General features: G+C 47.5%; 23 protein-coding genes. 17 read left to right on the top strand and 6 right to left on the bottom strand.

Going from position 1 to position 25,536, the window contains the following annotated elements; all coding sequences use genetic code 11:
* Nucleotides 1-2: 2 nt before the first annotated feature.
* A complete protein-coding gene (gene radA / locus DK430_RS00685; protein WP_109077200.1) occupies nucleotides 3-1,376 on the top strand; it encodes a DNA repair protein RadA in 1,374 nt (457 codons plus the stop codon).
* 295 nt (nucleotides 1,377-1,671) lie between these two features.
* On the opposite strand, the gene DK430_RS00680 is transcribed toward radA, so the two are convergent.
* Nucleotides 1,672-1,902: a hypothetical protein gene (locus DK430_RS00680; protein WP_109077199.1), complete on the bottom strand. Its 231-nt coding sequence runs from the start codon at nucleotides 1,900-1,902 to the stop codon at nucleotides 1,672-1,674.
* Between the two features lie 142 nt (nucleotides 1,903-2,044).
* On the opposite strand from DK430_RS00680, the gene lrp reads away from it, so the two are divergent.
* The 5 genes from lrp to fdhF all read left to right on the top strand — a co-directional run bounded on the left by lrp (nucleotide 2,045) and on the right by fdhF (nucleotide 9,738).
* Nucleotides 2,045-2,524 (top strand): leucine-responsive transcriptional regulator Lrp, encoded by a 480-nt coding sequence (gene lrp / locus DK430_RS00675; protein ID WP_109077198.1) that lies wholly within the window; start codon nucleotides 2,045-2,047, stop codon nucleotides 2,522-2,524.
* Nucleotides 2,525-2,527: 3 nt separating this feature from the next.
* Complete coding sequence (locus DK430_RS00670; protein ID WP_109077197.1) at nucleotides 2,528-5,278, top strand: DNA translocase FtsK; 2,751 nt, start codon at nucleotides 2,528-2,530, stop codon at nucleotides 5,276-5,278.
* A 101-nt stretch (nucleotides 5,279-5,379) separates the two neighbouring features.
* Nucleotides 5,380-5,997: an outer membrane lipoprotein periplasmic chaperone LolA gene (lolA, locus tag DK430_RS00665; RefSeq protein WP_109077196.1), complete on the top strand. Its 618-nt coding sequence runs from the start codon at nucleotides 5,380-5,382 to the stop codon at nucleotides 5,995-5,997.
* A gap of 11 nt (nucleotides 5,998-6,008) precedes the next feature.
* Nucleotides 6,009-7,349, top strand: coding sequence for a replication-associated recombination protein A (locus DK430_RS00660; RefSeq protein WP_109077195.1), 1,341 nt, complete (start codon nucleotides 6,009-6,011; stop codon nucleotides 7,347-7,349).
* 52 nt (nucleotides 7,350-7,401) lie between these two features.
* On the top strand, nucleotides 7,402-9,738 hold the full coding sequence (gene fdhF, locus DK430_RS00655; protein ID WP_479745919.1) for a formate dehydrogenase subunit alpha: 2,337 nt from the start codon (nucleotides 7,402-7,404) through the stop codon (nucleotides 9,736-9,738).
* Nucleotides 9,739-9,825: 87 nt separating this feature from the next.
* Here the strand turns inward: fdhF and DK430_RS00650 are convergent, their stop codons facing one another.
* A complete protein-coding gene (locus DK430_RS00650) occupies nucleotides 9,826-11,154 on the bottom strand; it encodes an L-cystine transporter (RefSeq protein WP_109077194.1) in 1,329 nt (442 codons plus the stop codon).
* A gap of 168 nt (nucleotides 11,155-11,322) precedes the next feature.
* On the bottom strand, nucleotides 11,323-12,813 hold the full coding sequence (locus tag DK430_RS00645) for a leucyl aminopeptidase (RefSeq protein WP_109077193.1): 1,491 nt from the start codon (nucleotides 12,811-12,813) through the stop codon (nucleotides 11,323-11,325).
* Between the two features lie 148 nt (nucleotides 12,814-12,961).
* On the opposite strand from DK430_RS00645, the gene lptF reads away from it, so the two are divergent.
* The 3 genes from lptF (at nucleotide 12,962) to metF (ending at nucleotide 16,215) form a co-directional block, all read left to right on the top strand.
* On the top strand, nucleotides 12,962-14,068 hold the full coding sequence (lptF, locus tag DK430_RS00640; RefSeq protein ID WP_239496767.1) for an LPS export ABC transporter permease LptF: 1,107 nt from the start codon (nucleotides 12,962-12,964) through the stop codon (nucleotides 14,066-14,068).
* Nucleotides 14,069-14,072: 4 nt separating this feature from the next.
* Nucleotides 14,073-15,140, top strand: coding sequence for an LPS export ABC transporter permease LptG (gene lptG, locus DK430_RS00635; protein ID WP_109077191.1), 1,068 nt, complete (start codon nucleotides 14,073-14,075; stop codon nucleotides 15,138-15,140).
* A 190-nt stretch (nucleotides 15,141-15,330) separates the two neighbouring features.
* On the top strand, nucleotides 15,331-16,215 hold the full coding sequence (gene metF, locus DK430_RS00630; RefSeq protein WP_109077190.1) for a methylenetetrahydrofolate reductase: 885 nt from the start codon (nucleotides 15,331-15,333) through the stop codon (nucleotides 16,213-16,215).
* Between the two features lie 74 nt (nucleotides 16,216-16,289).
* On the opposite strand, the gene znuB is transcribed toward metF, so the two are convergent.
* Nucleotides 16,290-17,075 carry a zinc ABC transporter permease subunit ZnuB gene (gene znuB / locus DK430_RS00625; RefSeq protein WP_109077189.1) on the bottom strand — a complete coding sequence of 262 codons (786 nt, stop codon included), beginning with the start codon at nucleotides 17,073-17,075 and terminating at the stop codon, nucleotides 16,290-16,292.
* An 11-nt stretch (nucleotides 17,076-17,086) separates the two neighbouring features.
* Nucleotides 17,087-17,860 (bottom strand): zinc ABC transporter ATP-binding protein ZnuC, encoded by a 774-nt coding sequence (gene znuC / locus DK430_RS00620; protein WP_109077188.1) that lies wholly within the window; start codon nucleotides 17,858-17,860, stop codon nucleotides 17,087-17,089.
* A 188-nt stretch (nucleotides 17,861-18,048) separates the two neighbouring features.
* On the opposite strand from znuC, the gene mepM reads away from it, so the two are divergent.
* From mepM to srlR, 8 genes are all read left to right on the top strand, one after another.
* Entirely contained in the window at nucleotides 18,049-19,578 is a 1,530-nt protein-coding gene (gene mepM, locus DK430_RS00615) for a murein DD-endopeptidase MepM (RefSeq protein WP_109077187.1), read from the top strand.
* Between the two features lie 349 nt (nucleotides 19,579-19,927).
* Entirely contained in the window at nucleotides 19,928-20,473 is a 546-nt protein-coding gene (gene srlA, locus DK430_RS00610) for a PTS glucitol/sorbitol transporter subunit IIC (protein WP_109077186.1), read from the top strand.
* Between the two features lie 14 nt (nucleotides 20,474-20,487).
* Nucleotides 20,488-21,489 (top strand): PTS glucitol/sorbitol transporter subunit IIB, encoded by a 1,002-nt coding sequence (gene srlE / locus DK430_RS00605; protein WP_109077185.1) that lies wholly within the window; start codon nucleotides 20,488-20,490, stop codon nucleotides 21,487-21,489.
* A gap of 103 nt (nucleotides 21,490-21,592) precedes the next feature.
* Nucleotides 21,593-21,958: a PTS glucitol/sorbitol transporter subunit IIA gene (gene srlB / locus DK430_RS00600; protein ID WP_109077184.1), complete on the top strand. Its 366-nt coding sequence runs from the start codon at nucleotides 21,593-21,595 to the stop codon at nucleotides 21,956-21,958.
* A 33-nt stretch (nucleotides 21,959-21,991) separates the two neighbouring features.
* Nucleotides 21,992-22,774: a sorbitol-6-phosphate dehydrogenase gene (gene srlD / locus DK430_RS00595; RefSeq protein WP_109077183.1), complete on the top strand. Its 783-nt coding sequence runs from the start codon at nucleotides 21,992-21,994 to the stop codon at nucleotides 22,772-22,774.
* A gap of 60 nt (nucleotides 22,775-22,834) precedes the next feature.
* Nucleotides 22,835-23,497, top strand: coding sequence for a fructose-6-phosphate aldolase (fsa, locus tag DK430_RS00590; RefSeq protein WP_109077182.1), 663 nt, complete (start codon nucleotides 22,835-22,837; stop codon nucleotides 23,495-23,497).
* Between the two features lie 46 nt (nucleotides 23,498-23,543).
* Nucleotides 23,544-23,906, top strand: coding sequence for a transcriptional regulator GutM (gutM, locus tag DK430_RS00585; RefSeq protein WP_109077181.1), 363 nt, complete (start codon nucleotides 23,544-23,546; stop codon nucleotides 23,904-23,906).
* A gap of 12 nt (nucleotides 23,907-23,918) precedes the next feature.
* Nucleotides 23,919-24,692 carry a glucitol operon DNA-binding transcriptional repressor SrlR gene (srlR, locus tag DK430_RS00580; RefSeq protein WP_109077180.1) on the top strand — a complete coding sequence of 258 codons (774 nt, stop codon included), beginning with the start codon at nucleotides 23,919-23,921 and terminating at the stop codon, nucleotides 24,690-24,692.
* A gap of 82 nt (nucleotides 24,693-24,774) precedes the next feature.
* On the opposite strand, the gene DK430_RS00575 is transcribed toward srlR, so the two are convergent.
* On the bottom strand, nucleotides 24,775-25,533 hold the full coding sequence (locus DK430_RS00575; RefSeq protein ID WP_109077179.1) for an iron ABC transporter ATP-binding protein: 759 nt from the start codon (nucleotides 25,531-25,533) through the stop codon (nucleotides 24,775-24,777).
* Between the last annotated feature and the right edge of the window lie 3 nt (nucleotides 25,534-25,536).

Below are 25,536 nucleotides of genomic sequence, written 5' to 3'. Positions count from 1 at the left end.
CGATGGCAAAAACAAAAACGGCTTATGTGTGTAATGATTGCGGCGCGGAGTATTCCCGCTGGCAGGGGCAGTGTTCCGCCTGTAAAGCTTGGAACACCATCACCGAAGTGCGGTTGGTTTCTACGCCGAATCATAAAGCGGACAGGTTTAGCGGCTATGCGGGCGAAACCCGTGCCAAAATTCAGACTTTAAGCGAAATCAGCCTGCAGGAAACACCACGTTTCAGCAGCGGTTTTTACGAATTGGATCGCGTGCTTGGCGGCGGTGTCGTGCCGGGCAGTGCGATTCTCATCGGCGGGCATCCGGGGGCGGGTAAAAGTACGTTATTGTTGCAGGTGATGTGTAATCTATCGCAAAAAATGACCGCACTTTATGTGACCGGCGAGGAATCCCTGCAACAAGTGGCAATGCGCGCCAAACGCCTTGGCTTGCCTCCGGAAAAATTGAATATGTTGTCGGAAACCTCCGTGGAGCAAATTTGTAATCTGGCGGATCAGTTAAAACCGCAAATTATCGTTATCGACTCCATTCAGGTCATGCACCTCGCAGACATTCAATCCTCGCCCGGCAGCGTGGCGCAAGTGCGCGAATGCGCTTCTTTTTTAACCCGCTATGCGAAAACCCGCCAAGTGGCGATCGTGATGGTCGGACACGTCACCAAAGACGGCACGCTGGCAGGTCCGAAGGTGTTGGAGCACGCCATCGACTGTTCCTTGTTATTGGAAGGTGAAACCGACTCACGTTTTCGTACCTTACGCAGCCATAAAAACCGTTTCGGCGCGGTGAACGAGCTGGGCGTATTTGCCATGACGGAACAAGGTTTGCGCGAAGTGAAAAATCCGTCGGCGATCTTTTTAAGTCGTGGTGAGGAACAAACGCCCGGCAGTTCGGTGATGGTGTTATGGGAAGGCACACGTCCGCTGTTGGTGGAAATTCAGGCGCTGGTGGACCATTCCATGCTCGCCAACCCGCGCCGTGTCGCTGTGGGGTTGGAGCAAAACCGCCTTGCCTTATTACTCGCCGTACTACATCGTCACGGTGGGTTACAAATGGCGGATCAGGACGTGTTTGTCAATGTAGTCGGCGGCGTCAAAGTCACCGAAACCGGCGCCGATTTAGCCTTGCTCCTCGCACTCATCTCCAGTTTCCGCAACCGCCCGTTGCCGCAGGATTTGGTGGTCTTCGGTGAAGTTGGCTTGGCGGGTGAAATCCGCCCTGTCCCAAGCGGACAAGAACGCATTAGCGAAGCCGCCAAACACGGCTTCAAACGCGCCATTGTGCCGTTTGGCAATAAGCCGAAACATGCTGTGGAAAATATGCAGGTGTTTACGGTGAAGAAGTTGGTGGATGCGATTGGGGTGTTGGATAATTTTTAAATCGGGGGTTCGCCAAGGCGAGTTACTTTTCTTTGCTTCGCCAAAGAAAAGTAACCAAAAGAAAGGCGACCCCGGATAAGTCGCTGTTCCCTTTTTCTAAGGATTTTTCTTAACGGGAAGTTAGCAGACTCCGCTTGATGCGTCGCTGGCGTAACTTCCCTAAAAAAACCTTAGAAAAAGGGGCGCCTTAAACGGGGAAAATTATTCTTTCTTCGAATAAGGTTTATCTATTATAAAAAATAAACTTAAAGTGCGGTCAGTTTTTCAAGCGTTTTTAATCGCTTGAAAAACAACTCTAAAATCTACCGCACTTTTTTTCAAATAACGCTCCAACGGGGTCCCCATTTGAACCGCCTGAGCGACTTGCAATTTTTAGAAAATTTTCGCTTTGTTTGAGCCACGCAGTGGCGAGTTCGAAAATTTTCGTTAAAAAAATTGCAAACGAGCGAGGATAAGCGGTGAAGTTGGGGTGCACTTTTCTTTGCTTACTTTCTTTTGTGCAAGCAAAAGAAAGTAAGGCGCCCATCGGCGAAACCCGATCTTTAATTTAAAGATAAATGTAAAAATAGCTCCAAAATACCAATACCTCACTTTATTACTGAAATTCCCTCCAATTTACGCTAAAATCTCCCCTCAATTTTCAACCTCAACCCAAACCCAAAAACCCCATGGAAAAAAAACTACCCAAAGCTCTTGATGCTATCGACATAAAAATTCTCAACGAATTGCAACGCAACGGAAAGATTTCCAACATTGATTTGTCCAAGAAGGTGGGATTGTCGCCGACGCCTTGTCTGGAGCGGGTGAAGCGGTTGGAGAAGCAAGGGGTAATTATGGGCTATCGCGCCTTGTTGAATCCCGAATTATTGGATTCGCCGTTGTTGGTGATTGTGGAAATTACCTTGGTGCGCGGTAAACCCGATGTATTTGAAGAATTTAACGCGGCGGTGCAGCAGTTGGACGAAATTCAGGAGTGCCATTTGGTTTCCGGTGATTTTGATTATTTATTGAAAACCCGAGTGGCGGATATGGCGGCTTATCGTAAGCTACTTGGCACAACCTTGTTGCGACTTCCCGGGGTGAACGACACGCGCACCTATGTGGTGATGGAAGAAGTGAAACAAACGAATTTTTTACAGTTAAAATAGCGCATGATTAAACATATTACCGAACATTTTTCACCGAAGTATTACCTATTAACTTTGCTGTTAGGATTGACCGCACTTTTCGGTTTGTACCTGATTATCGCCTGGTCCGGCTACACGCCGTTGGATAATTCCTGGGCGACATCTAGTTTTGCGCCGGAGACGATTAACAAAGCGGGGGCGTTCGGTGCCTGGTTTGTAGATCTATTTTTTGTTTTCTTCGGTTATGTGGGCAATCTGATTCCTTTCGTTTTATTTTTTATCCCTATTTATCTGATCCGTTCCAAGCGGGTAGAAAATCTCACTTGGACGAAATTTGCGTTGCGCGCTTTCGGTTTTATTTTGTTGCTTTGCGGCTTAACCGTGCTTGCCACGCTTTCCTTAAACAACCCGCCTGCTTACCTTGCCGGCGGTGTGTTGGGCGGTAGCCTTACCTTGAATTTATACCCAAGCTTAGGTAAATTCGGCGTGCTGTTGCTTGCCGTGATTTTCGCCGCTGTGGGCTTTATTTTTTGCTCCGGCGCGTCTTTTATCCGTTTATTAATGAAGTTTTATCGTTGGCTGACCATGCAAAATCCGCCGCCTGAAGCGGAAGAAGATGAGAAAAACGAAACAACCGAAGCACCATCGGAAGAGACTTTAGAAGAAATTGTGATTGCGGAAACCGCACCGCAGGAAACATCGGAACAAACAAAGGCATTGGTCAACCCGACGGATTTCATCAATATTTCCGGCTTGTCAAAAACCGCGGAGAGTAATGAAACGCCAATCACCCATGGCGATACTGCACAAGCCTTTGCTTCGGAAGAAACACCTGATGCGTTCGTGAAGTATGATTTTGAGCAACAGGAAAGTTTGCCGAACGTGAGTATTTCTACGCAAAACAGCCAAGTGGAATTACCGAATCAACAGGACTTCACCCCGACATGGCAACAGGAAAACCCGTACGGTGAGCCAAAAAGTGCGGTCGGTTTTCAAAATAATTTTTCTACCGCCGAGGAAATACCGAGTGTATCGCTGGCCGACCCGTATGCGGATGTGGCTGAGGATGATCCTGAGCAAAGCGAGCTTGCCCGTCAGTTTGCCGCGCAGGAACAGCAACGTTTACAGGAAATGGAGCAGCGCGCGAAAGACATGGGCGCACAAGACGTTTATCAAAAAATTCTGCAGGAACCCGCGACGGAAGCGACGCCAAAAACAAATAATTATCGACCTTACGGCGATTCCCTGATTCATCCGGCATTTCAACAACATAAAAAGGCTGTGGAAAAACCGACCACACCATTGCCGAGTCTGGATTTACTGGAACATCGCCCGACCCGCGAACAGGATATTACTCAAGCGGAAATTGTGGAAACCTCGCAACGCATCGAGCAGCAATTACGCAATTTCAACGTGAAAGCGAAAGTGAAAGATGTGTTAGTCGGACCTGTGGTGACGCGCTATGAACTGGAATTGGATCCGGGCGTGAAAGCCTCCAAGGTGACAGGGCTGGATACGGATTTGGCGCGCGCGTTAATGTTCCGTTCCATTCGCGTGGCGGAAGTGATTCCCGGCAAGCCGTATATCGGTATCGAAACGCCGAACGATCACCGCCAAATGGTGCCGTTGCGCGACGTGTTGGACAGCGACGAATTCCGCAATTCCAAAGCCTTACTTTCCATGGCGTTGGGTAAAGACATCAGCGGCAAACCGATGGTGGTGGATCTTGCCAAAATGCCGCATTTATTGGTAGCGGGAACGACCGGTTCCGGTAAATCCGTCGGCGTGAACACCATGATTTTGAGCTTGCTTTACCGTGTTAAACCGGAAGAAGTGAAGTTCATCATGATTGACCCGAAAGTGGTGGAGCTTTCCATTTATAACGACATTCCGCACCTGTTAACCGAAGTGGTGACGGACATGAAAAAAGCGGCGAACGCCCTGCGTTGGTGTGTGGATGAAATGGAACGTCGCTATCAATTATTGTCGGCGTTGCGGGTGCGTAATATCGAAGGATTTAACGAGAAAATCGACGAATATGATGCGCTAAATATGCCGATTCCGAACCCGTTATGGCGTCCTGGTGATTCCATGGATCAGCTTCCGCCTCCGCTGGAAAAACTTAGCTATATTGTGGTGATTGTGGATGAATTTGCCGATTTAATGATGGTTGCCGGCAAACAAGTGGAAGAATTAATCGCCCGCTTGGCACAAAAAGCCCGCGCAGTGGGCATTCACTTGATTTTGGCAACCCAACGCCCTTCCGTGGATGTGATCACCGGCTTAATCAAAGCCAACGTGCCGAGCCGTATTGCTTTCACGGTGGCGACTAAAATCGACTCGCGCACCATTCTTGACGCGGGCGGTGCCGAATCCTTGTTAGGCAAAGGTGATATGTTGTATTCGCCGCAAGGCTCCACCGAATTGATCCGGATTCACGGGGCTTTCATGACCGATGACGAAGTGGCGCGTGTGGTGGACGACTGGAAAGCGCGCGGCAAACCGAATTACATTGACGGCATTTTAGACGGCGACGAAGAGGAAGCCGGTGCAGAACGCTTAGGCGAACGCGGCGGCGAAATCGATGAATTATTTGATGAAGTGGTGGAGTTTGTGGTCAGCACCGGCACCACCTCCATTTCCGCCATTCAACGCCGTTTCCGCGTGGGCTTCAACCGAGCCGCCAATATTATGGATCAACTGGAAGAACAAGGTATTGTTTCTCCGGTGCAAAACGGCAAACGGGAAGTGCTGGCGCGTGGGACGGACTATTAATCCAATCCGCTGACTGAATTAAACGGTAGTTTATTTGTCTATTGATGAACAAATCTTCGGGGCGCGTGAACGCCCCTCTTACATGGAATACAGGTAATTTTATGAAAAAAACATTGTTAAAACTGACCGCACTTTCTCTGCTCGGGCTTTCTTCCCTTGCTTGGGCGAATGCCGATATTGAGTTGCAAAGCCGCTTAAATAAAGTGGACGTGTTAAGTGCGGATTTTGCGCAAACCGTGAGTTCGGCGAACGGTAAAAACGTGCAACAAGGCAATGGAAAATTGCAAATCAAACGCCCGAATTTGTTCCGCATGGACACCAAAGCGCCACAGGAAACCCAAATTATTGCCGATGGGCAAACCCTTTGGTTTTATGATCCCTTCGTGGAACAGGTTACTGCCAACTGGGTGAAAGATGCGGTGAATAATACGCCGTTCGTATTGTTGACCAGTAATGATAAAAGCCATTGGGCGCAATATTCCGTAGAACAAAAAGATGATACCTTCGTGCTAAAACCGAAAGCGCAAAACAGCAACATCAAACAATTTGATATTCGTATCGATCAAAACGGCGTGTTAAAGGGCTTTAGTACAATGGAAAAAGACGGTCAGACAAATCAATATGTTTTGCGCAATATTACCAATCAAACGCTGGATGACGGTTTGTTTAAATTCAGCGTGCCAAAAGGCGTCGAATTGGACGACCAACGTAAAAAATAATCGGTTCGGTTATGTCTAACTTCAGCTTTGATTTCAACGAAAACGACTTTCGCCCGCTTGCCGCCAGAATGCGACCGACCACGTTGGCGCAATATTGCGGTCAGTCTCATTTGTTGGGCGAAGGAAAACCGTTGCGCAAAGCCATTGAAGCGGGATATGTCCATTCCATGATTTTCTGGGGCCCGCCAGGCACCGGAAAAACCACGCTGGCGGAGATTATCGCTCATCGCATTAACGCGGAAGTAGAGCGCATTTCCGCCGTCACCAGTGGTATTAAAGAAATTCGTGAAGCCATTGAAAAAGCCAAACAAAATAAATTGGCGGGCTTACGCACCATTTTATTTGTGGATGAAGTTCATCGCTTCAACAAAAGCCAACAAGACGCCTTCCTGCCACACATTGAAGACGGCACCATTATTTTTATCGGCGCCACCACGGAAAATCCCTCCTTTGAATTAAACAACGCGTTGCTGTCCCGCGCGCGGGTTTACATTCTCAAACCCCTTTCCGCGCAGGAAATCGAGCGTGTTTTACAACAGGCGATTGAAGATCCGGAAAACGGTTTGGGCAAAGTGCGGTTGGATTTACAAGAGAATTTGTTGTCGATGTTGGCGGAATATGTCAACGGCGATGCGCGTCTTGCCTTAAATTGCCTTGAAATGATGGTGGATATGGCAACGGAATCGAAAAACGGCAAAATTTTAGACCGCACTTTACTCACGGAAGTGTTGGGTGAACGACAGGCACGTTTCGATAAACAAGGCGATCGATTTTACGATTTTATTTCCGCACTCCACAAATCCATTCGCGGTTCCGCCCCTGATGCGGCGCTCTATTGGTACGCACGCATTATCACTGCCGGCGGCGATCCTCTTTATGTGGCGCGCCGTTTGCTGGCGATCGCCTCGGAAGATGTGGGCAATGCCGATCCGCGTGCTATGCAAGTCGCCCTTGCCGCATGGGATTGTTTCACCCGTGTCGGCGCCGCCGAAGGGGAACGTGCCATTGCACAAGCCATCGTGTATCTTGCCGTTGCACCGAAAAGCAACGCCGTGTATCTCGCCTTCAAAGCCGCCAAAAAACTCGCTGTCGAATCCGCCGATTTCGACGTGCCGGAACATCTCCGCAACGCCCCGACCCACCTCATGAAAGATCTCGGTTTCGGTGCTGAATATCGCTATGCCCACGACGAACCCAACGCCTACGCCGCCGGCGAAAACTACTTCCCGCCGCAACTAAAAGACAGCCAATTCTATTTCCCGACAACAAGAGGCATGGAAATTAAGATTAAGGAAAAGTTGGCATGGTTACGGACGCAGGATGCGGAAAGTGGTAAGAAACGGTATGAATAGAAACGTTTAGGTTAGTCTTACAGAATAAGAGCTTTGTTAAAGTGCATTTCGGATGTATATAAAGTGCGGTCATTTTTTTTATCAAATCACAAAATCTGCAAAAAACCTGTTCTATATCAATAAATCCATGCTTTTTGTGAGCCTATGTTTTATGTTTAGGAGTATGATGGCTTTGGACAATAACAATAATTTATCCATCTCGTGTTGTATCTCAAATAAGGACATTACTATGGCAATTAAAAAAGTGATTACTGTATGTCCGTATTGTGCCTCAGGTTGTAAGATCCATCTTCTGGTGGAGAATAACAAAATTGTGGGAGCTGAGGGTGCAAACGGCAAGACCAACGAAGGGGAGTTGTGTCTAAAAGGATATTATGGCTGGGATTTTGTGCATGACACAAAAATCCTGACTCCTCGCCTGACTCAACCGATGATCCGCTACAAACGTGGCGAACCGTTCACACCGGTAAGCTGGGAAGAAGCCATTTCTTACACAGCGAACCGTCTCAGAGAAATCAAAGAAAAATACGGCAACGAATCTATCATGGTAACGGGATCTTCTCGTGGACCGGGCAACGAAGTGAACTTCGTGATGCAAAAATTCGCCCGTGCGGTATTAGGAAATAACAACGTTGACTGTTGTGCGCGCGTATGACACGGCCCTTCTGTAACAGGTCTGCTCAAATCGGTCGGTAACGGCGCAATGTCCAACTCAATCGTTGAGATTGAAGATACCAAATGCGTATTTATTTTTGGCTATAATGCCTCCACTTCACACCCGATTGTGGCGCGTCGAATTAATCACGCCAAAGAAAAAGGTGCGAAGATCATTGTTTGTGACCCGCGTAAAATCGAAACTGCCCGTATTGCGGACATTTATGCTCCGCTTGCCAACGGCAGTAATGTGGCGTTCCTGAACGCCATGATGAATGTGATTTTGGAAGAAGGGTTGCAAGATCAAAAATTCATCGACGAACACACCGAAAACTTCGATGCGTTCTATGAAACCGTCAAAGCCTACACACCTGAATCCACCCAACATATCACCGGCATTGCGCCTGAAATGTTGCGTGAAATCGCCCGCACTTATGCGAAAGCGGAAACCGCCACGATCTTGTGGGGGATGGGTGTATGTCAATTCCGTCAAGGTGTGGAAACCGTGCGTGCGTTGGCAAGTTTGGCAATGTTAACCGGTAATCTCGGTAAACCGAATGTGGGCGTCAACCCGGTACGTGGTCAAAACAACGTACAAGGCGCTTGCGATATGGGCGCGTTGTTTAACGTCCTGCCGGGCTACCAAAGTTTTGCCGATCCGGAAATCAATGCGAAATTCGCTAAAGCTTGGGGTGTACCGTCTATTCCAACCAAACCGGGCGTGCCGTTAAGCGAAGTGCCGGAAGCCATCATGGAAGATAAAATCAAGGCGTTCTATATTATGGGGGAAGACACATTGCAAACAGAGCCTGATATTAATGCCGTGAAGAAAGCCTTTGAGAAAGTGGAATTTCTGGTTGTGCAAGACATCTTCATGACACAAACCGCCGCGGAAGCGGACGTGTTGTTGCCGGCGACTTCTTGTGCCGAACATGAGGGCGTGTATAGTGCCGCCGACCGTGGTTTCCAACGCTTCTATAAAGCCGTTGAACCGACCGGTAACGTGAAAGACGACTGGGAAATTATCAGTCTCATCGCGCAAGCCATGGGCTACCCAATGCACTACAACAACACCCAAGAAATCTGGGATGAACTTCGTTCTCTTTGCCCGATTTACAAAGGTGCGACTTACGAAAAAATGGCAGGTTTGGGCTACATTCAATGGCCTTGCACTGACGAAGGACCGGAAGACCAAGGCACGTCCTATTTGTACAAAGGACAAGTCTTTGACCGTCCGAACGGTAAAGCCGAGTTCTTCGCCTGCGACTGGGAACCGCCGATGGAAGAAGTTTCCGAAGAATTCCCATTGGTGCTTTCCACCGTGCGCGAAGTCGGTCACTATTCCTGCCGCTCTATGACCGGTAACTGCCGTGCGCTCGCCGCCCTTGCCGATGAGCCGGGATTCGTGCAAATGAACGATCAAGATGCCAAAGCCCTTGGTATCAAAAACAACGACCTGGTATGGATTGCGTCCTCACGCGGTAAAGTCATTTCCCGCGCCGATGTCAGCACTCGTACCAACAAAGGCGCTTGTTATATGACCTACCAATGGTGGATCGGAAAATGTAACGAACTCACCGCCGAACATTTGAACCCGGGTTCCAGAACGCCGGAATACAAATACAGCGCGGTGCGCATCGAAAAAATCGACGATCAAGCCTGGGCGGAACGCTATGTGGTAACGGAATATACCAAGTTGAAGAATCGATTGAAACAAACGGCGTTAGTGGCGTAAGCGTTGTTTTAATTTGACAAAAATGATGACCGCACTTTTAGGGAGTAAAAGTGCGGTCATTTTTTTCAGTGTTTTTAAAGAAGGAACTTAGTCTTTCAATTTCAACCACTTGTTACTTAATGTGCCTGCCGTCATGGCGCCGTTAACGTTAAGCGCGGTGCGTCCCATATCGATAAGCGGTTCGATGGAAATCAATAAACCGACTAATTCAAGCGGTAAGTTTAACGTTGAAAGCACGACGATGGCTGCAAATGTCGCGCCGCCGCCAACGCCTGCAATGCCGAAAGAGGAAATAGCGACTACTAAGACCAAGGTGGCGATATAGCTTACGCTGAACGGATCCACGCCGACGGTCGGGGCGATCATCACCGCCAACATTGCCGGATAAATCCCCGCGCAGCCGTTTTGTCCGATGGTGGCGCCGAAGGTGGCGGAGAAATTGGCGATTGCCGGGTTATTGCCGAGTTTATCCGTTTGGGTTTCGATGTTTAACGGAATGGTCGCCGCACTGGAGCGGGAGCTGAAGGCGAAGGCAAGTGTCGGCATGACTTTTTTGAAGTAGTCGATCGGGTTAATGCCGGAAAGGGCGAGTAACACGCCATGCACCACAAACATCAGAATAATGGCGATGTAGGAAGCGATGATGAAGGTGCCGAGGTTTAGAATATCCGCCCACTTGGAGGTGGCGGCGATTTTAATCATTAATGCAAACACGCCGTATGGGGTGAGGCGAATCACGAAGCGCACCAAGCGGCTAACCAGTTTATTCAAGGTTTCCACGCCTTGTGCGATGCGATCGCCCAGCGCCTGATCTTCTTTACGCAAACTTAATGCCGCGACGCCAAGGAAGGCGGCGAAAATGACCGTGCTGATGATGGACGTCGGGTTTGCTCCGGTGAGTTCGGCGAACGGGTTTTTCGGAATGAAGGAGAGCAACATTGCCGGAATGGTTAAATTGCTGACCTGATCCACGCGTCCTAACACTTTGGCTTGCGCCGCAACTTCACGTTCGCCGGCAACCAAACCTTCCGCCGATAAACCGAAAACATACACCATCACGATACCGATAAAGGCGGCGATGGCGGTAGTGATTAACAAAACGGAAAGTACACTGAAACTGATTTTACCCAGTGCACTTGCCTGATTCAGGCGGGTAATCGCCGATAAAATGGAGACGAACACCAACGGCATGACGATCATTTGCAATAAGCGCACATAGCCGCCGCCCACCAGATTCATCCAATCCAGCGCATTGGTAATCAGCGTTTGATCACCGGTGCTTTGTAATAATGCGCCCGCGCCCAAGCCCAATACCAAACCGACAAACACCGTTTGCCCCAGTTTCTGTGTTTTTTGATACAAATAGCCAAGGAAAACCAAGACCAGCGCGAAAATCGCTAAGGTGACTATTAACATTGTTTACTCCTAAAAAAATAACAAACCGAGAAATTAAATCCATTTAACCATCAGAAATCTAATAGATTTTCGGCATAGATTATAACCGAAAGTGATGAATTCAGCGGGTAAAACGACCGCACTTTTTCCATATGGAACAGTAAAGTGCGGTTGTTTTTTCAGTGTTTTTTACTTCACTTGATCCAACAGGAATTGCACCAGTAACGAAACCGGTCTACCGGTGGCACCTTTATTCGCGCCTTGTAGCCATGCCGTGCCGGCGATGTCGAGGTGCGCCCACGGGTATTTCTTGGTGAAGTTGGAGAGGAATGCACCCGCAGTGATGGCACCGCCCCAGCGTCCGCCGATGTTGGCTAAATCGGCGAAGTTGGATTTCAGTTGTTCCTGATATTCTTCGCTTAGCGGTAAACGCCACGCCTTGTCGGCACTTTGTTGAGCGGCTTTTTCAAGGGCGGCGGCAATGTCGTCATGGGTGGAAACCAAACCGCTGTTGTGTTGCCCCAATGCCACCACGCAAGCACCGGTTAAGGTAGCGATGTCAATCACCACTTCAGGATCAAAACGTTCCACATAAGTCAAGGTGTCGCACAAGACCAGACGCCCTTCTGCGTCGGTGTTCAGCACTTCTACGGTTAAGCCGTTCATGGTGGTCAAAATATCGCCCGGGCGATAAGCATTGCCGTCCGGCAGGTTTTCACAGCCCGCCATCACGCCGATGACGTTTAACGGCAGTTGCAGCTGCGCCAAGGCATTCATCACGCCGTAAACGGATGCCGCACCGCACATGTCGTATTTCATTTCGTCCATGTCGGCGGCAGGTTTGAGGGAAATGCCGCCTGCGTCAAACGTTAAGCCCTTGCCCACCAACACGATAGGTTTGGCGTTCGGATTCGACGCGTTACGGTATTCCATCACGGAGAGTTTCGCTTCGTTGTGCGCACCGCGAGACACCGCCAAATACGCGCCCATGCCTAATTTTTCCATTTCGGCTTCATTGATAATAGTGGTTTTAATTAATGGAGAGGTTTTCGCCAAGTCCAAGGCTTTGTCGGCAAGATAGGTCGGGTTGCACACATTCGGCGGGCAGTTCGCTACGTCTTTGGCAAGGCGCACGCCTAACGCAATGGCGGCACCGTGCTGAATGGCTTGTTCGGCGGTTGCCTGATCGTCGGCGCCTACGTTAAAAGTCACCTCGGAGAGTGCGGTGGATTTTTCCGCTGTTTTTTGGCTTTTGAATTGGGTGAATTGATATGAATCTTGTTCTAGGGTTTCCACCGCAAAACGAATGTTCCAGTAAAGGTCACGTTGATTAAGTTGAATTTCAGTTAAAAAACTGACCGCACTTTTGGCTTGGGTTTCTTTCAATGCTTGCGCGGTTTTTTGCATAAGTTGTTTATATTGACGTTCGTTTAACTCGCCTGCTTTGCCGCAACCGACCACCAGCACGCGCGCGGCGGTCACATTCGGCACATGGCGTAATAACGCAGTTTGCCCTAATTTGCCGCCAATTTCGCCGCTTTCTACCAAACGGCTTATGTATTTGCCGGAAACGTTGTCAATTTCCACCGCACTTTGGGACAGGGTTTTCTCTTCAAAAACGCCCACAATCAGGCAGTCGGCAGCCGGGTTGACGGCACATTGTTGCGCGCTGTACTTCATTTTTTCCTCGCTTATTTTGCTGTTTTAAATGTCAAATTAGGGTATTATACGCTACTTATTATTTAGGCAAATGAAGCATTTGCCTTTGGTAAACGGAATGAATTTAATCTCTTTTGCTTAAATTGCAAGAGAAAAAATAGGCGATAAAGTGATTTTAACCAAATATTTAACCAAAGAAATTTTTAAAAGCCAGGTCGCGATCCTGTTTATTTTGCTGTTAATCTTTTTTTGTCAGCAATTGGTACGCGTGCTGGGATCGGCGGCAAACGGGCAAGTGCCGGCGGATTTGGTCTTTTCTTTACTCGGCTTAGGCATGCCGACCATGGCGCAGCTCATGTTGCCGCTTTGCTTGTTCATTGCAATTTTGCTCACTCTGGGGCGTTTGTACGCAGAAAGTGAAATCACCGTGATGCGCGCCTGCGGCGTAGGGCAACCGATTTTAATTAAAGTGGTGCTTTTGCTTTCCTTATTGACGGCGGGCGTGGCGGCATATAACGCCCTTTGGCTCACACCGTGGGCGATTCACAAGCAAACGGAAATCGTGGAGGAAGCCAAAGCCAATCCGAACATGGGCGCGTTGTCCGCCGGGCAATTCGTTACCGCCAATAACAGTGATTTTGTGTTGTTCATCGATAATATTCAAAATAATCAAATCAATAACGTTTATGTCTTCCAAACCCAGCCGCGCGGGCAAACCAAGCCGTCGGTGATCGTGGCGGAAAAAGGCGAATTGAAAGCCCTACCGAACGGCGATCAGATTTTGAATCTGCAAAACAGCGAACGCTTTGAAGGTACAGCGGCGTTGCCGGATTTTCGCATTACCCATTTCGATGAATATCAGGCGTATTTAGGGCATAAAGCGGTGACGGACGAATCCGGCGAAGCGGCAGAATTGGGGTTAAGTGAATTATTAAGTACCAATACACCGGCGTCAAAAACCGAATTGCATTGGCGTTTAACGCTCATTCTTGCGGTACCGATTATGGCGTTGTTAGCGGTGCCGTTAAGCCGCGTAAATCCGCGTCAGGGGCGATTTGCCAAGGTGTTGCCGGCATTGTTGCTGTATTTAATTTATTTCTTATTGCAAAGCTCGCTGAAATCCGCCGGCGGTGCGGACAAATTGAACGCCGCATTCTTTATGCCGTTAGTTAATATTGTCTTTTTCTTACTGGCGATTTTCCTGAATAGCTGGGATAGCGCATTTATGTATCGCATTCGTTATTCGTTGAATAAAAAAGCGGTAAAACAGGGATAACTCGATGAATACCTTAGAACGATATATCGGTAAAAGCATTTTAGGCACAATTTTCGCCACCTTGCTCATGTTGGTGGGGTTGTCCGCCATTATTAAGTTTGTGGAACAATTCCGCAGCGTCGGCAAAGGCACTTACGATATTTTGCAAGCCATCGCTTATACGGTGCTGACCATGCCGAAAGACGTGGAAACCTTCTTCCCTATGGCAGCATTGCTCGGCGCGTTAATCGCTTTAGGCAACCTCGCCAGCCGCAGCGAATTAGTGGTCATGCAGTCTTCCGGCTTCTCCCGTATGCGTATTGGTCTTGCCGTGATGAAAACCACCATTCCGTTGGTGTTGTTGACCATGGTGATCGGCGAGTGGGGTATTCCGCAAACGGAACAATTCGCCCGCGATATGCGCTCCAGAGCCATTTCCGGCGGTTCTATGCTCTCGGTGCAAAACGGCGTTTGGGCGAAAGACGGCAACAATTTTGTGTATGTGCGCCGCATTACCGACGACGTGGAATTAAACGATATTTACATCTACACCTTCAACGATCAGCGTCAGCTGGAAAAAATGAAACATGCCAACCGTGCGGCGTTTAACAACGGCAAATGGGTGTTGCAGCAGGTTAACGAATCCCGCATTCAACCGGAAAGTATTCAAACCACCAACCGCTTAAACGAAGAATGGCAAACCAATTTGACGCCGGACAAACTCGGCGTGGCATCGCTAAGACCGACTTCCTTATCTATTTCAGGCTTGTCTAACTACATTTCTTTCTTAAAGGAAACGGGGCAGGATTCGAAAAACTTTGAGCTCACGTATTGGCGCAAATTGTTCCAACCGATTTCTGTAGGTGTGATGATGATGTTGGCGCTGTCCTTTATTTTCGGGCCATTGCGTAGCGTCACCGCCGGCGCGCGGATTCTCATCGGGATTTGTTTCGGCTTCTTGTTCTATGTGGTGAACGAACTGTTCGGCAAATTCAGCTTGGTTTATAACACCACGCCGCTTATCGGCGCGCTCATGCCGAGTGTGTTGTTCCTGATCATCACTTGGTGGTTGTTGGCACGTCGCCGTAATTAGGTAAAAGTGCGGTAAGAATTTTCGGTGTTTTTGAAGCCCGTGATCGATCGCGGGCTTTTACTTAGCGTATTAATCCGATTCATTAACTGAATGAAATATTTGAAATTGACACATATTCGTTTTCTCTTTAACCTCTTTCTCTATAACTTAAACGAACATTTTCGACCGATTAAACACACGAGGTAACTTTATGAGTTATGCAAAAGAAATTGATAATCTGAACCAACATTTAGCCGATTTAAACGGCAAAATTAACGTTTCCTTTGAGTTTTTCCCACCTAAAAATGAAAAAATGGAAAACCTTCTATGGGATTCCATTCACCGCCTGAAAGTATTAAAACCTAAATTCGTTTCCGTGACTTATGGCGCCAATTCAGGCGAGCGTGAACGCACCCACGGCGTGGTAAAACGCATTAAACAGGAAACCGGATTGGAGGCCGCGCCGCATTTAACCGGCATTGACGCCACACCTGATGAGTTGCGCCAAATTGCAAAAGATTATTGGGACAGCGGCATTCGTCGCATTGTGGCATTACGCGGCGACGAGCCGAAAGGTTATGCGAAAAAGCCGTTTTATGCTGCGGATTTAGTGGCATTGCTGCGCGATGTCGCGGATTTCGATATTTCCGTGGCAGCCTATCCGGAAGTGCACCCGGAAGCCAAATCGGCGCAAGCGGATTTAATCAATTTAAAACGTAAAATCGACGCCGGCGCCAATCATGTGATCACCCAATTCTTCTTTGACATCGAGAGCTACCTGCGCTTCCGTGATCGTTGCGCTTCCATCGGCATTGATGCTGAAATCGTACCGGGCATTTTGCCGGTGACAAACTTCAAGCAGCTACAAAAAATGGCGGCGATTACCAATGTGAAAATTCCTGCCTGGATGGCAAAAATGTATGATGGCTTGGACGACGACCAAACCACCCGTAACTTAGTGGCGGCAAGCATCGCCATGGACATGGTGCGTGTGTTGTCCCGCGAGGGCGTGAAAGATTTCCACTTCTACACCCTAAATCGCAGCGAACTCACCTACGCCATTTGCCATACGCTGGGCATTCGCCCAAGTTTGTAATTTAAAAAACAGGCTTGAAAACGACCGCACTTTGAGAGGGCATTTCAAAGTGCGGTTATTTTTTTCAGTGAATTTTAACTCTGCTGTTTTTTTAGCAAGGAACACAGGAACAGGAAAGTGGAGCAGATGACGACGGATGGCCCGGCAGCGGTGTCGTAGTAAGCGGATAAGAGCAAGCCGAGGGAAACGGCGATCATGCTGATGAAGACGGCGATAATTGCCATGGTTTCCGGTGTGCGGGCGAAACGACGGGCAGTAGCGGCGGGAATAATCAGCAGTGATGTGATGATCAACGCACCTACAAATTTCATGCTTAAAGCGATAGTGAGCGCGGTTAAGATCATCAGGATAAAGCGCATTTTTTTCACGTTAATACCTTCCACTTGCGCCAGTTCGGGGCTGATGGTGGCAGAGATCAACGGCTTCCAAAAATAGCATAATGCCGCTAACACGATAACGACGCCGATGCCGATGTAAAAGAGATCGTCATAATTGATTGCCAGCAGGTCGCCGAATAAATAAGACATTAAATCCACCCGTACGTTTTTCAGCAAGCCTACCGTCACTACGCCGATGGAAAGGCAACTGTGCGCGATGATGCCGAGCAATGTATCTACGGAAAACTGCGTGTTATTTTCCAGCCAGACCAACGCTACGGAAAGCAATAACGTCAGTACTAAAATGGCAATATAGGGATTGATTTGCAGGAAAATCCCCAACGCCACACCGAGTAGCGCGGAGTGAGAGAGGGTATCGCCGAAATACGCCATTTTGCGCCACACAACGAAGGCGCCGAGCGGTGCGGTAATGAGGGAAAGCATGATGCCTGTGAGCCAGGCGGGAAAAAGAATATCAAACATAGTAGAAATCGTTATTGGGGTTGTTTTGGTTCCACGCGGCAGATGTTGCCGTGCATATCGTGGCGGTGATTGTGATGGTGCGTATAAACCGCAATATTTTTGGAAAACTGGTCGCCGAAAAAGTGAATAAAGGTCGGATCGTTAGAGACGGTTTCCGGCGTGCCGGCACAACAAATATGCTGATTAACGCACAGTACTTCGTTGGTGTCCGCCATGACGATATGCAAATCGTGCGATACCATCAATATTGCGCAGTTTAAATTCTCGCGGGTTTGATGGATGAGTTGATATAGCTCCGCCTGACCGGTCATATCCACACCTTGGGTCGGCTCGTCCAATACCAGTAAACTCGGTTTATTTAGAATGGCGCGCGCCAACAGCACGCGTTGCATTTCACCGCCGGAAAGTTTTTGCATACTGTTATGAATAAGATGGCTAATGGACAATAACGCCATCGCCTGTTGAATGTCCTGCGGATGAATGCCTTTTTTTAGCGATAAAAATTTTTCTACCGTCATCGGCAGATTCGGGTCCAAATGGATTTTTTGCGGCACATAACCGATACGGATATTTTTATTGTAAATCACCTTGCCGGAGGTTGGTTGTTGCAGTTTCAGCAATACTTTCAGCAATGTGGATTTGCCACCGCCGTTGGGACCGACGATAGTGATGATTGAATTTGGATAAACGGTCAGATTGATGTTTTGCAAAGCGGTTTGTTGCCCGAATTTTACGTTAATATTTTGTAATTCGACTAAAGGCAGTTTGATAGCATTGATTTGCATTGTTAGGTTCGTTTGAAGAAAAATTGCGCTAAAAATAACTTATTTTTTGCTATTTAACAAGTTCCGCGCCGATTTATGTGTATAATTGAGCCGTTTGTTCGGCATTTATCATTTTTCGCTGAATTTTTTAACATTTGTTTGGTCATAAATACACTTAAACCATAATCCGTAGTCAAGGAATCAACGTCGTGCAACATGTAAAATTGGCAAGAGATCGCCGTAAAAGAAAATCGCGTATTAAAGCGATTGTTTTTTTTATTGCGCTTTTTTCTATTTTTACCGGGCTTTTTTTACATTTGAATGATTCCGCTTCTGAAAAAATCGACACTGTCGATAACCCCACTTATTCCGATACCTTAAGAAATAACGGCTTTGCCGATGGTGAAGAGCAGTTTCAGGATATTTTGTCCGACGATCTTTACCCGGCTTCCGCGTACACCATGTCCTTCGCCAACGAGGTTTCCCATGAATTGCAAATTCTGGCGGATACGCTCGGTATTAGTACGGTTGACAATAACGCCACCTCTTATGATGATGACGTCGGTAAAGATGATGAAGTGGAAGAAGTCAAAACTCACGATGAATTTGATGATTTGGATAAACTGCCGGACGATGCGAAAAGTGCGGTCACAAGTATCTTAGATGTTGCTGATCAGGCGATTCGCATTAAAGATCAATTCAGCCATACCGTCGTTAAAGGCGATACGTTAAAAGACGTATTGGAGTTATCCGGTTTGGAAGATGACACCAGTAAACAGCTTATCGCCTCTTATCCCGAGTTGAAACATTTACAGGCGGGGCAACAATTCTACTGGATCTTAAATAATGAAGGCGAATTGGAATATTTGAATTGGTTGGTTTCACAGAAGAAAGAACACATTTACGAATTAAAGGCGGACGGCAAATTTAAGCGCCAAATTGTTGAGAAAAAAAGCGTTTGGAAACGGGAAGTACTGCGCGGCGAAATGGAAGGTTCTTTCGTGAACAGCCTGAAAAAGCTTGGCTTGGATAATCGTCAGATTTATCAGCTATTCTCCGCGTTGCAATGGCAGGTCAGCTTGAAACAGCTGAAAAAAGGCACGAAGATTTCCATTTTGGTTTCCCGTGAATATCTGGAAGATAAACGTACCGGGCAAGGTAACGTTGAGGGCATTCACATTGTCAGCAATGGCAAGAGCTATTACGCTATTCAAGCGAGCAACGGTCGTTACTATAACCGCCAAGGGGAAACGCTGGGCAAAGGTTTCGCCCGCTATCCGTTGCAGCGTCAGGCGCGAGTCTCATCACCATTTAATCCGCGCCGTCGCCATCCGATCACGGGACGTATTGCACCACATAAGGGTGTGGATTTTGCCATGCCGACAGGCACACCGGTCATTGCACCGGCTGACGGTACGGTTGAAAAAATTGCTTATCAAGCCTACGGTGCAGGGCGTTATGTGGTGCTACGCCATTCCCGTGAATACCAAACTGTGTATATGCACCTCAGTCGCCCGTTGGTGAAAGTTGGACAAACCGTGAAGAAAGGCGAACGTATCGCTTTATCCGGCAACACCGGCGGTTCCACTGGTCCGCATCTGCACTACGAGTTCCACATTAACGGACGCCCGGTCAACCCGCTCACCGTCAAACTCCCGGGGGGCAACAGCGGCATGGGCACCGCCGAACGTAAACAATTCCTGGTTAAAGCGAATGAAGTGGAACGTTTATTGCGTTAAGTGTAAAAGTGCGGTCAGAAAAAATATTATTTTTTCGACCGCACTTTTAGCGAATAAAAGCCTAGAATTTTTTCTAGGCTTTTTTGTTGTTCACTTCCCATTGCATTTCTGTTGTTATTACTTGCCAATTACTCTCTTTTCTGGTTTGAACTAAAATTTTCCTCCCTTTAATTTTTCTAAATAATATTTTAATTAAAATATTTTTCATTCAAAATGAAAGTAAATTTATTAAAATGAGACATTGATCACATTTTTATATTTTGTTTTGAAATAAAATGCTTTCAATGATTAATCATTTTGATTATTCAGATGTAGGTTATCTTTCAATTCAAACTATGGGGTTGCATTTATGGAATACATTACTCACGCCGCAGAATGGTTTATCGGGCTGTTCCAAAAAGGTGGTGAAACCTTTGTCGGTATGGTCACGGGAATTCTGCCGTTACTTATCTCTCTTCTCGTTGTAATGAATGCTTTGATCAAGTTTGTTGGTCAAGAACGTATTGAGCGCCTTGCACAACGTAGTGCCGGCAATCCTATTTCACGCTATTTGATTCTTCCCGTTATCGGCACTTTCATTTTCTGTAATCCGATGACATTGAGCTTAGGGCGTTTCTTGCCGGAACGTTATAAACCGAGTTATTACGCGGCGGCATCTTACAGTTGTCACTCCATGAACGGTTTGTTTCCGCATATTAACCCGGGAGAACTGTTCGTTTATTTGGGCATTGCAAACGGTTTGACAACGTTGGGATTGCCATTGGGACCGCTGGCGGTGAGCTATTTATTGGTGGGAATGGTGACCAACTTCTTCCGTGGTTGGATTACCGACTTTACCACGGCGATTTTTGAAAAACGTATGGGCATTAAGCTCGATCGTGAAGTTCACTTATAAGAAGGAATCGTAACATGAGCAAAGCGTTATATATCGAAAAAGGTAATGGCGGCTGGGGTGGTCCTTTGACTTTACCTGTCGTTGAAGGCAAAAAAGTACTGTACATGACGGCCGGAACCCGTCCGTCAATCGTGGACAAATTGGTAGAACTGACCGGTTGGGAAGCCGTTGACGGTTTCAAAGAAGGCGAGCCGGCAGGCGAAGAAATCGGTATTGCGATTATCGACTGCGGCGGCGTATTACGTTGCGGACTTTATCCAAAACGTCGTATTCCGACCATTAATATTCACGCTACCGGAAAGTCAGGTCCATTAGCCGAATTTATCGTGGAAGACATTTATGTGTCTGCCGTGAAAGAAAACAACATTAAGCTGATTGATAGCGATATTCCCACAGCCGAGCAGGTTGCAGCACCCGAAAAAGCTGCGCAGGTTACACAAAAATCGGTGAAAGACTACGATGGTTCGAAAAAAATCACGTCACAAAGTGACGGTTTGTTGGCGAAAATCGGCATGGGCATGGGCTCTATTGTGGCGGTATTTTTCCAAGCGGGCCGTGATACCATTGATACTGTGTTAAAAACCATTTTGCCGTTCATGGCATTTGTTTCCGCACTAATCGGGATCATCATCGCTTCCGGCTTAGGTGACTGGATCGCAAACGGATTAACGCCGTTGGCAAGTAGCCCAATCGGTTTGGTGACGTTGGCATTAATTTGTTCCTTCCCGTTACTTTCCCCGTTCTTAGGCCCAGGCGCAGTTATTGCGCAAGTAATTGGCGTATTGGTCGGCGTACAAATCGGTGCGGGCAACATTCCACCAGCCTTGGCGTTACCGGCGTTATTTGCCATCAACGCACAAGCCGCCTGTGACTTTATTCCTGTCGGGCTTTCCATGGCGGAAGCAAAACAAGATACCGTGCGGGTAGGTGTGCCTTCCGTGTTGGTCAGTCGCTTCTTAACCGGCGCGCCAACCGTATTAATCGCATGGGTTGTTTCCGCCTTCATTTATCAATAATCCACTTCCCTTAACCCTTCTTTCCCGGCGGGAAAGACAAAAGATTCCCCTTTCATGAGTAAAGTGGGGTTAGGGGGTTTTTTTTCTCAAAGGAGAGCAGACGATGACGATTCTTTATCAAACCACCTTCAATAAAATCGGCAATTTTGCCCGTGATGCGTTAGAGGAAAACATGATGATTACCTTTAAGCAAGGGGCGCCGGCGGATTTGGAAGATTATTGTTTTATTCATGAACACGGTGAACTCATTGATGACGTGAAAGTAGGCGATGTATTGGAGATTGATGGTGTGGTTTACCCAATTACGGCAGTGGGCGGTGTGGCCTCTTTCAATTTGAAAGAATTGGGCCATGTTACCTGGCGTTTTGATGGTGCCGACGTGGCGGAATACCCGGGCACGATCCATGTACAGGGCGCGATTCCCGTTTCCATTGATGTGGGTAGCGTATTAAAAATCTGCCGAAGTTAAGTATCTATTTTTGTCAAATTAAGGAGTTATATTATGAGTAGTAAAGTAGCGGTCGTCATTGGCGGCGGACAAACACTGGGTGCATTTTTATGTACAGGACTGGCGGAAAACGGCTATCGCGTTGCTGTTGCCGATTTAAACGGTGAAAATGCACAGAAAACCGCCGCGGAAATCAACCAAAAAGCGGGGCAGGATGTTGCCAAAGGTTTTCAGGTGGATGCCACTGATGAGAACAGCGTAATCCGCTTGGCACAAGATGTGGATCATGCTTTTGGACGCGCCGATTTGTTGGTGTATAGCGCCGGCGTGGCAAAAGCCGCACCGATTACCGCTTTTCCACTGAAAGATTTTGAATTTTCCGTGAAGGTGAATTTAACCGGTTATTTCCTGTGCGCCAGAGAGTTCGCCAAACTGATGGTGCGCGATGGTGTTAAAGGGCGTATTATTCAAATTAATTCAAAATCGGGCAAAGTGGGCAGTAAACACAATTCCGGTTATAGTGCGGCAAAATTCGGCGGTGTTGGACTGACCCAATCGTTGGCGCTGGATCTTGCAGATAACGGCATTACCGTCAACTCGCTGATGTTGGGGAATTTGCTCAAATCGCCGATGTTCCAATCGCTGATTCCACAATATGCGAAAAAATTAGGCATTCCGGAAAGTGAGGTGGAGCAGGTTTATATTGATAAAGTGCCGCTCAAACGCGGTTGCGATTATCAAGATGTGTTGAATGTGTTATTGTTCTACTCAAGCGAACAGGCATCTTATTGCACCGGTCAATCCATCAATATTACCGGCGGACAGGTGATGTTCTAACCCGATTCACAGGCGGTTTTGCGCGCCGCCTTTGTTTCTTTATTATTAGGGAGTTTCACGATGGAATTTTATTTGGATACGGCTAACGTTGAAATCGTCCGAAAATTACACCGCACTTTGCCCCTTGCCGGCGTGACGACCAACCCGAGTATTGTCGCAAAAGAAGGACGTCCGTTATTTGATGTCTTGACCGAATTGCAGGACATTTTCGGTGATAAAGGACAACTTTTCGCGCAAGTGATAGGGCGTTCCACCGAGGAAATGGTGGAGGATGCATTAAAACTGCGGGAGCGCATTCCTTCTATTGTGGTAAAAGTCCCCGTGATTCCCGAAGGCATAGCGGCAATAGCTAAATTAACCGAACTTGGCGTGCCGACGTTAGGTACGGCGGTTTACGGTTCTGTGCAGGGATTGTTATCCGCTCTTGCCGGCGCAAAATATGTTGCGCCTTACGTAAATCGAATCGATAGCCAGGGCGGGGACGGCATTGCGGTGGTAGCCGAATTGCAAACGCTGATTGACTTACATGCACCGCAATCCATGGTATTGGCGGCAAGTTTCCGCACGCCGCGTCAAGTGCTGGATTGCTTGCTGGCCGGATGTCAAAGCGTGACTGTCGGTCCGGACATAGCCCAACAATTTTTATCCGATCCTGCCGTTTTTGCCGCATTGGATAAATTTGAACTTGACTGGGAAAGCGCTTTTGGACGAAAAACCTTATAAAATGTTTCGTTAATCGTTAAATTGCTTTCAAAATATGAGATAATTTATGCAAAATACAACCAATACGCTGATTTTTATTGCCGTTGGCGCCTGGCTATTACAAATCCTCCTCGGCTGGTGGCAGGTTTCCCGTTTCAATAAAGCGTTTGAGTTGCTGTGCAAACGAGGCAAAGTGGGGATTGGTCGCACAAAAGGTCGGTTTAAAGCAAAAGTGGTTATCGCCGTTGCCTTTGATGAAAATCGTCATGTTACGGATTCTATTATGATGAAAGGCTTGACGGTATTCTCCCGCCCGCAACCGATTCCCGCCCTAAAAGGGCTACACTACGATGAAATTCGTCCGCAGGTAATTTTTCCCTCTGATCGAAATGCACAAGAGGCACTTGCCGAGGCAATCCGTTTAACATGACATTTTATTTCTATGAAACCAAGAGAAAGACAACAGGCAATTTTAGATTATCTGAAACTTCACGGCAGAACGCCCGTAGAGCAGCTTGCCGAACATTTTAATACCACCGGCACTACCATTCGCAAAGATCTCACCGCATTGGAAGAAGATAACAAAGTTCTACGCACTTATGGCAGCGTAGTTTTAACCAACACGACCAATAACGAAGAATCTGAACTGCCTATCGTCAACAAGGCAGGTATTAACCTTGAAACCAAAAGAAAAATTGCGCAGGCTGCCGTGGAATTGCTCAAAGACGGTGATTCAATGATTGTGGATTCAGGTAGCACGGTGTTACAAATGATTCCGTTCTTGGCGAAGTTGAATAATCTGACCATCATGACCAACAGTCTGCATTTCATTAACGCATTGACGAATTTGGATTGCGACCATGAATTATTAATGTGTGGCGGTACTTATCGCGCTAAATCCGGATCTTTCCACGGCATCTTGGCGGAGTCCACCTTTGAGAAATTTTCGTTTGATAAATTATTTATCGGCACCGATGGTTTCGATCTGAATGTCGGTTTAACCACATTTAATGAAGTACATGGCGTAAGCAAAGCCATGTGCAGCGCCGCCAGAGAAATTATTGTGCTGGCAGATTCCTCAAAATTCAACCGTCGCAGCCCGAATGTGGTTTGTCCGCTGGAAAAAATCGATGTAGTCATCACGGATAAAAACCTCGATCCGAATCTGTATAAAATCCTCACGGAAGAAAAAGGCATTCGGGTGATTTTGGTTTAGAATTCACAAAAAAGTGCGGTGGATTTTCCAAGTGTTTTTAAAAACACCGCGAAAATCCACCGCACTTTCGCTATAACGTACATCACATATGATGCACCACCAACCTTTTCCCCTGATAATCCAATACGTCCGCATCCAGATTAAATACGGTTTTTAAGTTAGCTTTCGTGATGATTTCTGCGGGCGTGCCGATCATGGCGATTTCGCCGTTTTTCATGGCGACAATAGTGTCGGCGTAGGCGGCTGCCATGTTGATGTCGTGGACAACCATGACGGTGGTGAGCGCCAGTTCGTCGGTGAGTTGGCGTAACAGGCGCATGAGTTCGCGGGCATGGAACATATCCAGATTATTCAGCGGTTCGTCAAGCAGAACGTGATCGGTTTTTTGGCAGAAGGTCATGGCGATAAGCGCCCGTTGCCGTTGTCCGCCGGAGAGTTCGCTTAAGAAGCGATAGGCGAGGGGATCCAAATCAAAACGTTTTAATGCTTCCTGAACAATGCGTTTGTCTTCTTCCGTCGGTCTGCCTTGGTGGTGCGGGTAGCGTCCGAAAAAGAGCAAATCCTGCACGGTAATACGGCTGTGAATCACGTTATCTTGGGTCAGGATTGCCAGATTTTGCGCGATGGTGCGTGAGGCGGTATTGGCGATGTCCATGTCATTTAGCCAAATCTTCCCCTGCTGAATGGGATTTAAACGGGCAATTAAGGATAACAATGTGGATTTTCCCGCGCCGTTCGGACCGATAAGTGCCGTCACGCCGCCGTTGGGAATGGTGAGATTGATGTTATTCAAAATGGTAGCATGACCGATGTTATAGGTAATGTTTTCGATTTTTATCACAAG

Origin of the sequence: Aggregatibacter kilianii (assembly GCF_003129965.1) — a bacterium.
GTDB lineage: Bacteria > Pseudomonadota > Gammaproteobacteria > Enterobacterales > Pasteurellaceae > Aggregatibacter > Aggregatibacter kilianii_A.
Note: the sequence above shows the minus strand (reverse complement) of the source record. Positions and strands in the feature narration are given on the sequence as shown.

Coding starts and splice junctions, on each gene's coding strand:
- srlD (WP_109077183.1), top strand. CDS start 21,992: ATGAGTAGTAAAGTAGCGGTCGTCATTGGCGGCGGACAAACACTGGGT.
- lrp (WP_109077198.1), top strand. CDS start 2,045: ATGGAAAAAAAACTACCCAAAGCTCTTGATGCTATCGACATAAAAATT.
- DK430_RS00680 (WP_109077199.1), bottom strand. CDS start 1,902: ATGGGCGCCTTACTTTCTTTTGCTTGCACAAAAGAAAGTAAGCAAAGA.
- DK430_RS00670 (WP_109077197.1), top strand. CDS start 2,528: ATGATTAAACATATTACCGAACATTTTTCACCGAAGTATTACCTATTA.
- DK430_RS00660 (WP_109077195.1), top strand. CDS start 6,009: ATGTCTAACTTCAGCTTTGATTTCAACGAAAACGACTTTCGCCCGCTT.
- znuC (WP_109077188.1), bottom strand. CDS start 17,860: ATGCAAATCAATGCTATCAAACTGCCTTTAGTCGAATTACAAAATATT.
- srlA (WP_109077186.1), top strand. CDS start 19,928: ATGGAATACATTACTCACGCCGCAGAATGGTTTATCGGGCTGTTCCAA.
- gutM (WP_109077181.1), top strand. CDS start 23,544: ATGCAAAATACAACCAATACGCTGATTTTTATTGCCGTTGGCGCCTGG.
- srlE (WP_109077185.1), top strand. CDS start 20,488: ATGAGCAAAGCGTTATATATCGAAAAAGGTAATGGCGGCTGGGGTGGT.
- metF (WP_109077190.1), top strand. CDS start 15,331: ATGAGTTATGCAAAAGAAATTGATAATCTGAACCAACATTTAGCCGAT.
- srlB (WP_109077184.1), top strand. CDS start 21,593: ATGACGATTCTTTATCAAACCACCTTCAATAAAATCGGCAATTTTGCC.
- DK430_RS00645 (WP_109077193.1), bottom strand. CDS start 12,813: ATGAAGTACAGCGCGCAACAATGTGCCGTCAACCCGGCTGCCGACTGC.
- DK430_RS00650 (WP_109077194.1), bottom strand. CDS start 11,154: ATGTTAATAGTCACCTTAGCGATTTTCGCGCTGGTCTTGGTTTTCCTT.
- radA (WP_109077200.1), top strand. CDS start 3: ATGGCAAAAACAAAAACGGCTTATGTGTGTAATGATTGCGGCGCGGAG.
- lptG (WP_109077191.1), top strand. CDS start 14,073: ATGAATACCTTAGAACGATATATCGGTAAAAGCATTTTAGGCACAATT.
- znuB (WP_109077189.1), bottom strand. CDS start 17,075: ATGTTTGATATTCTTTTTCCCGCCTGGCTCACAGGCATCATGCTTTCC.
- lolA (WP_109077196.1), top strand. CDS start 5,380: ATGAAAAAAACATTGTTAAAACTGACCGCACTTTCTCTGCTCGGGCTT.
- srlR (WP_109077180.1), top strand. CDS start 23,919: ATGAAACCAAGAGAAAGACAACAGGCAATTTTAGATTATCTGAAACTT.
- fsa (WP_109077182.1), top strand. CDS start 22,835: ATGGAATTTTATTTGGATACGGCTAACGTTGAAATCGTCCGAAAATTA.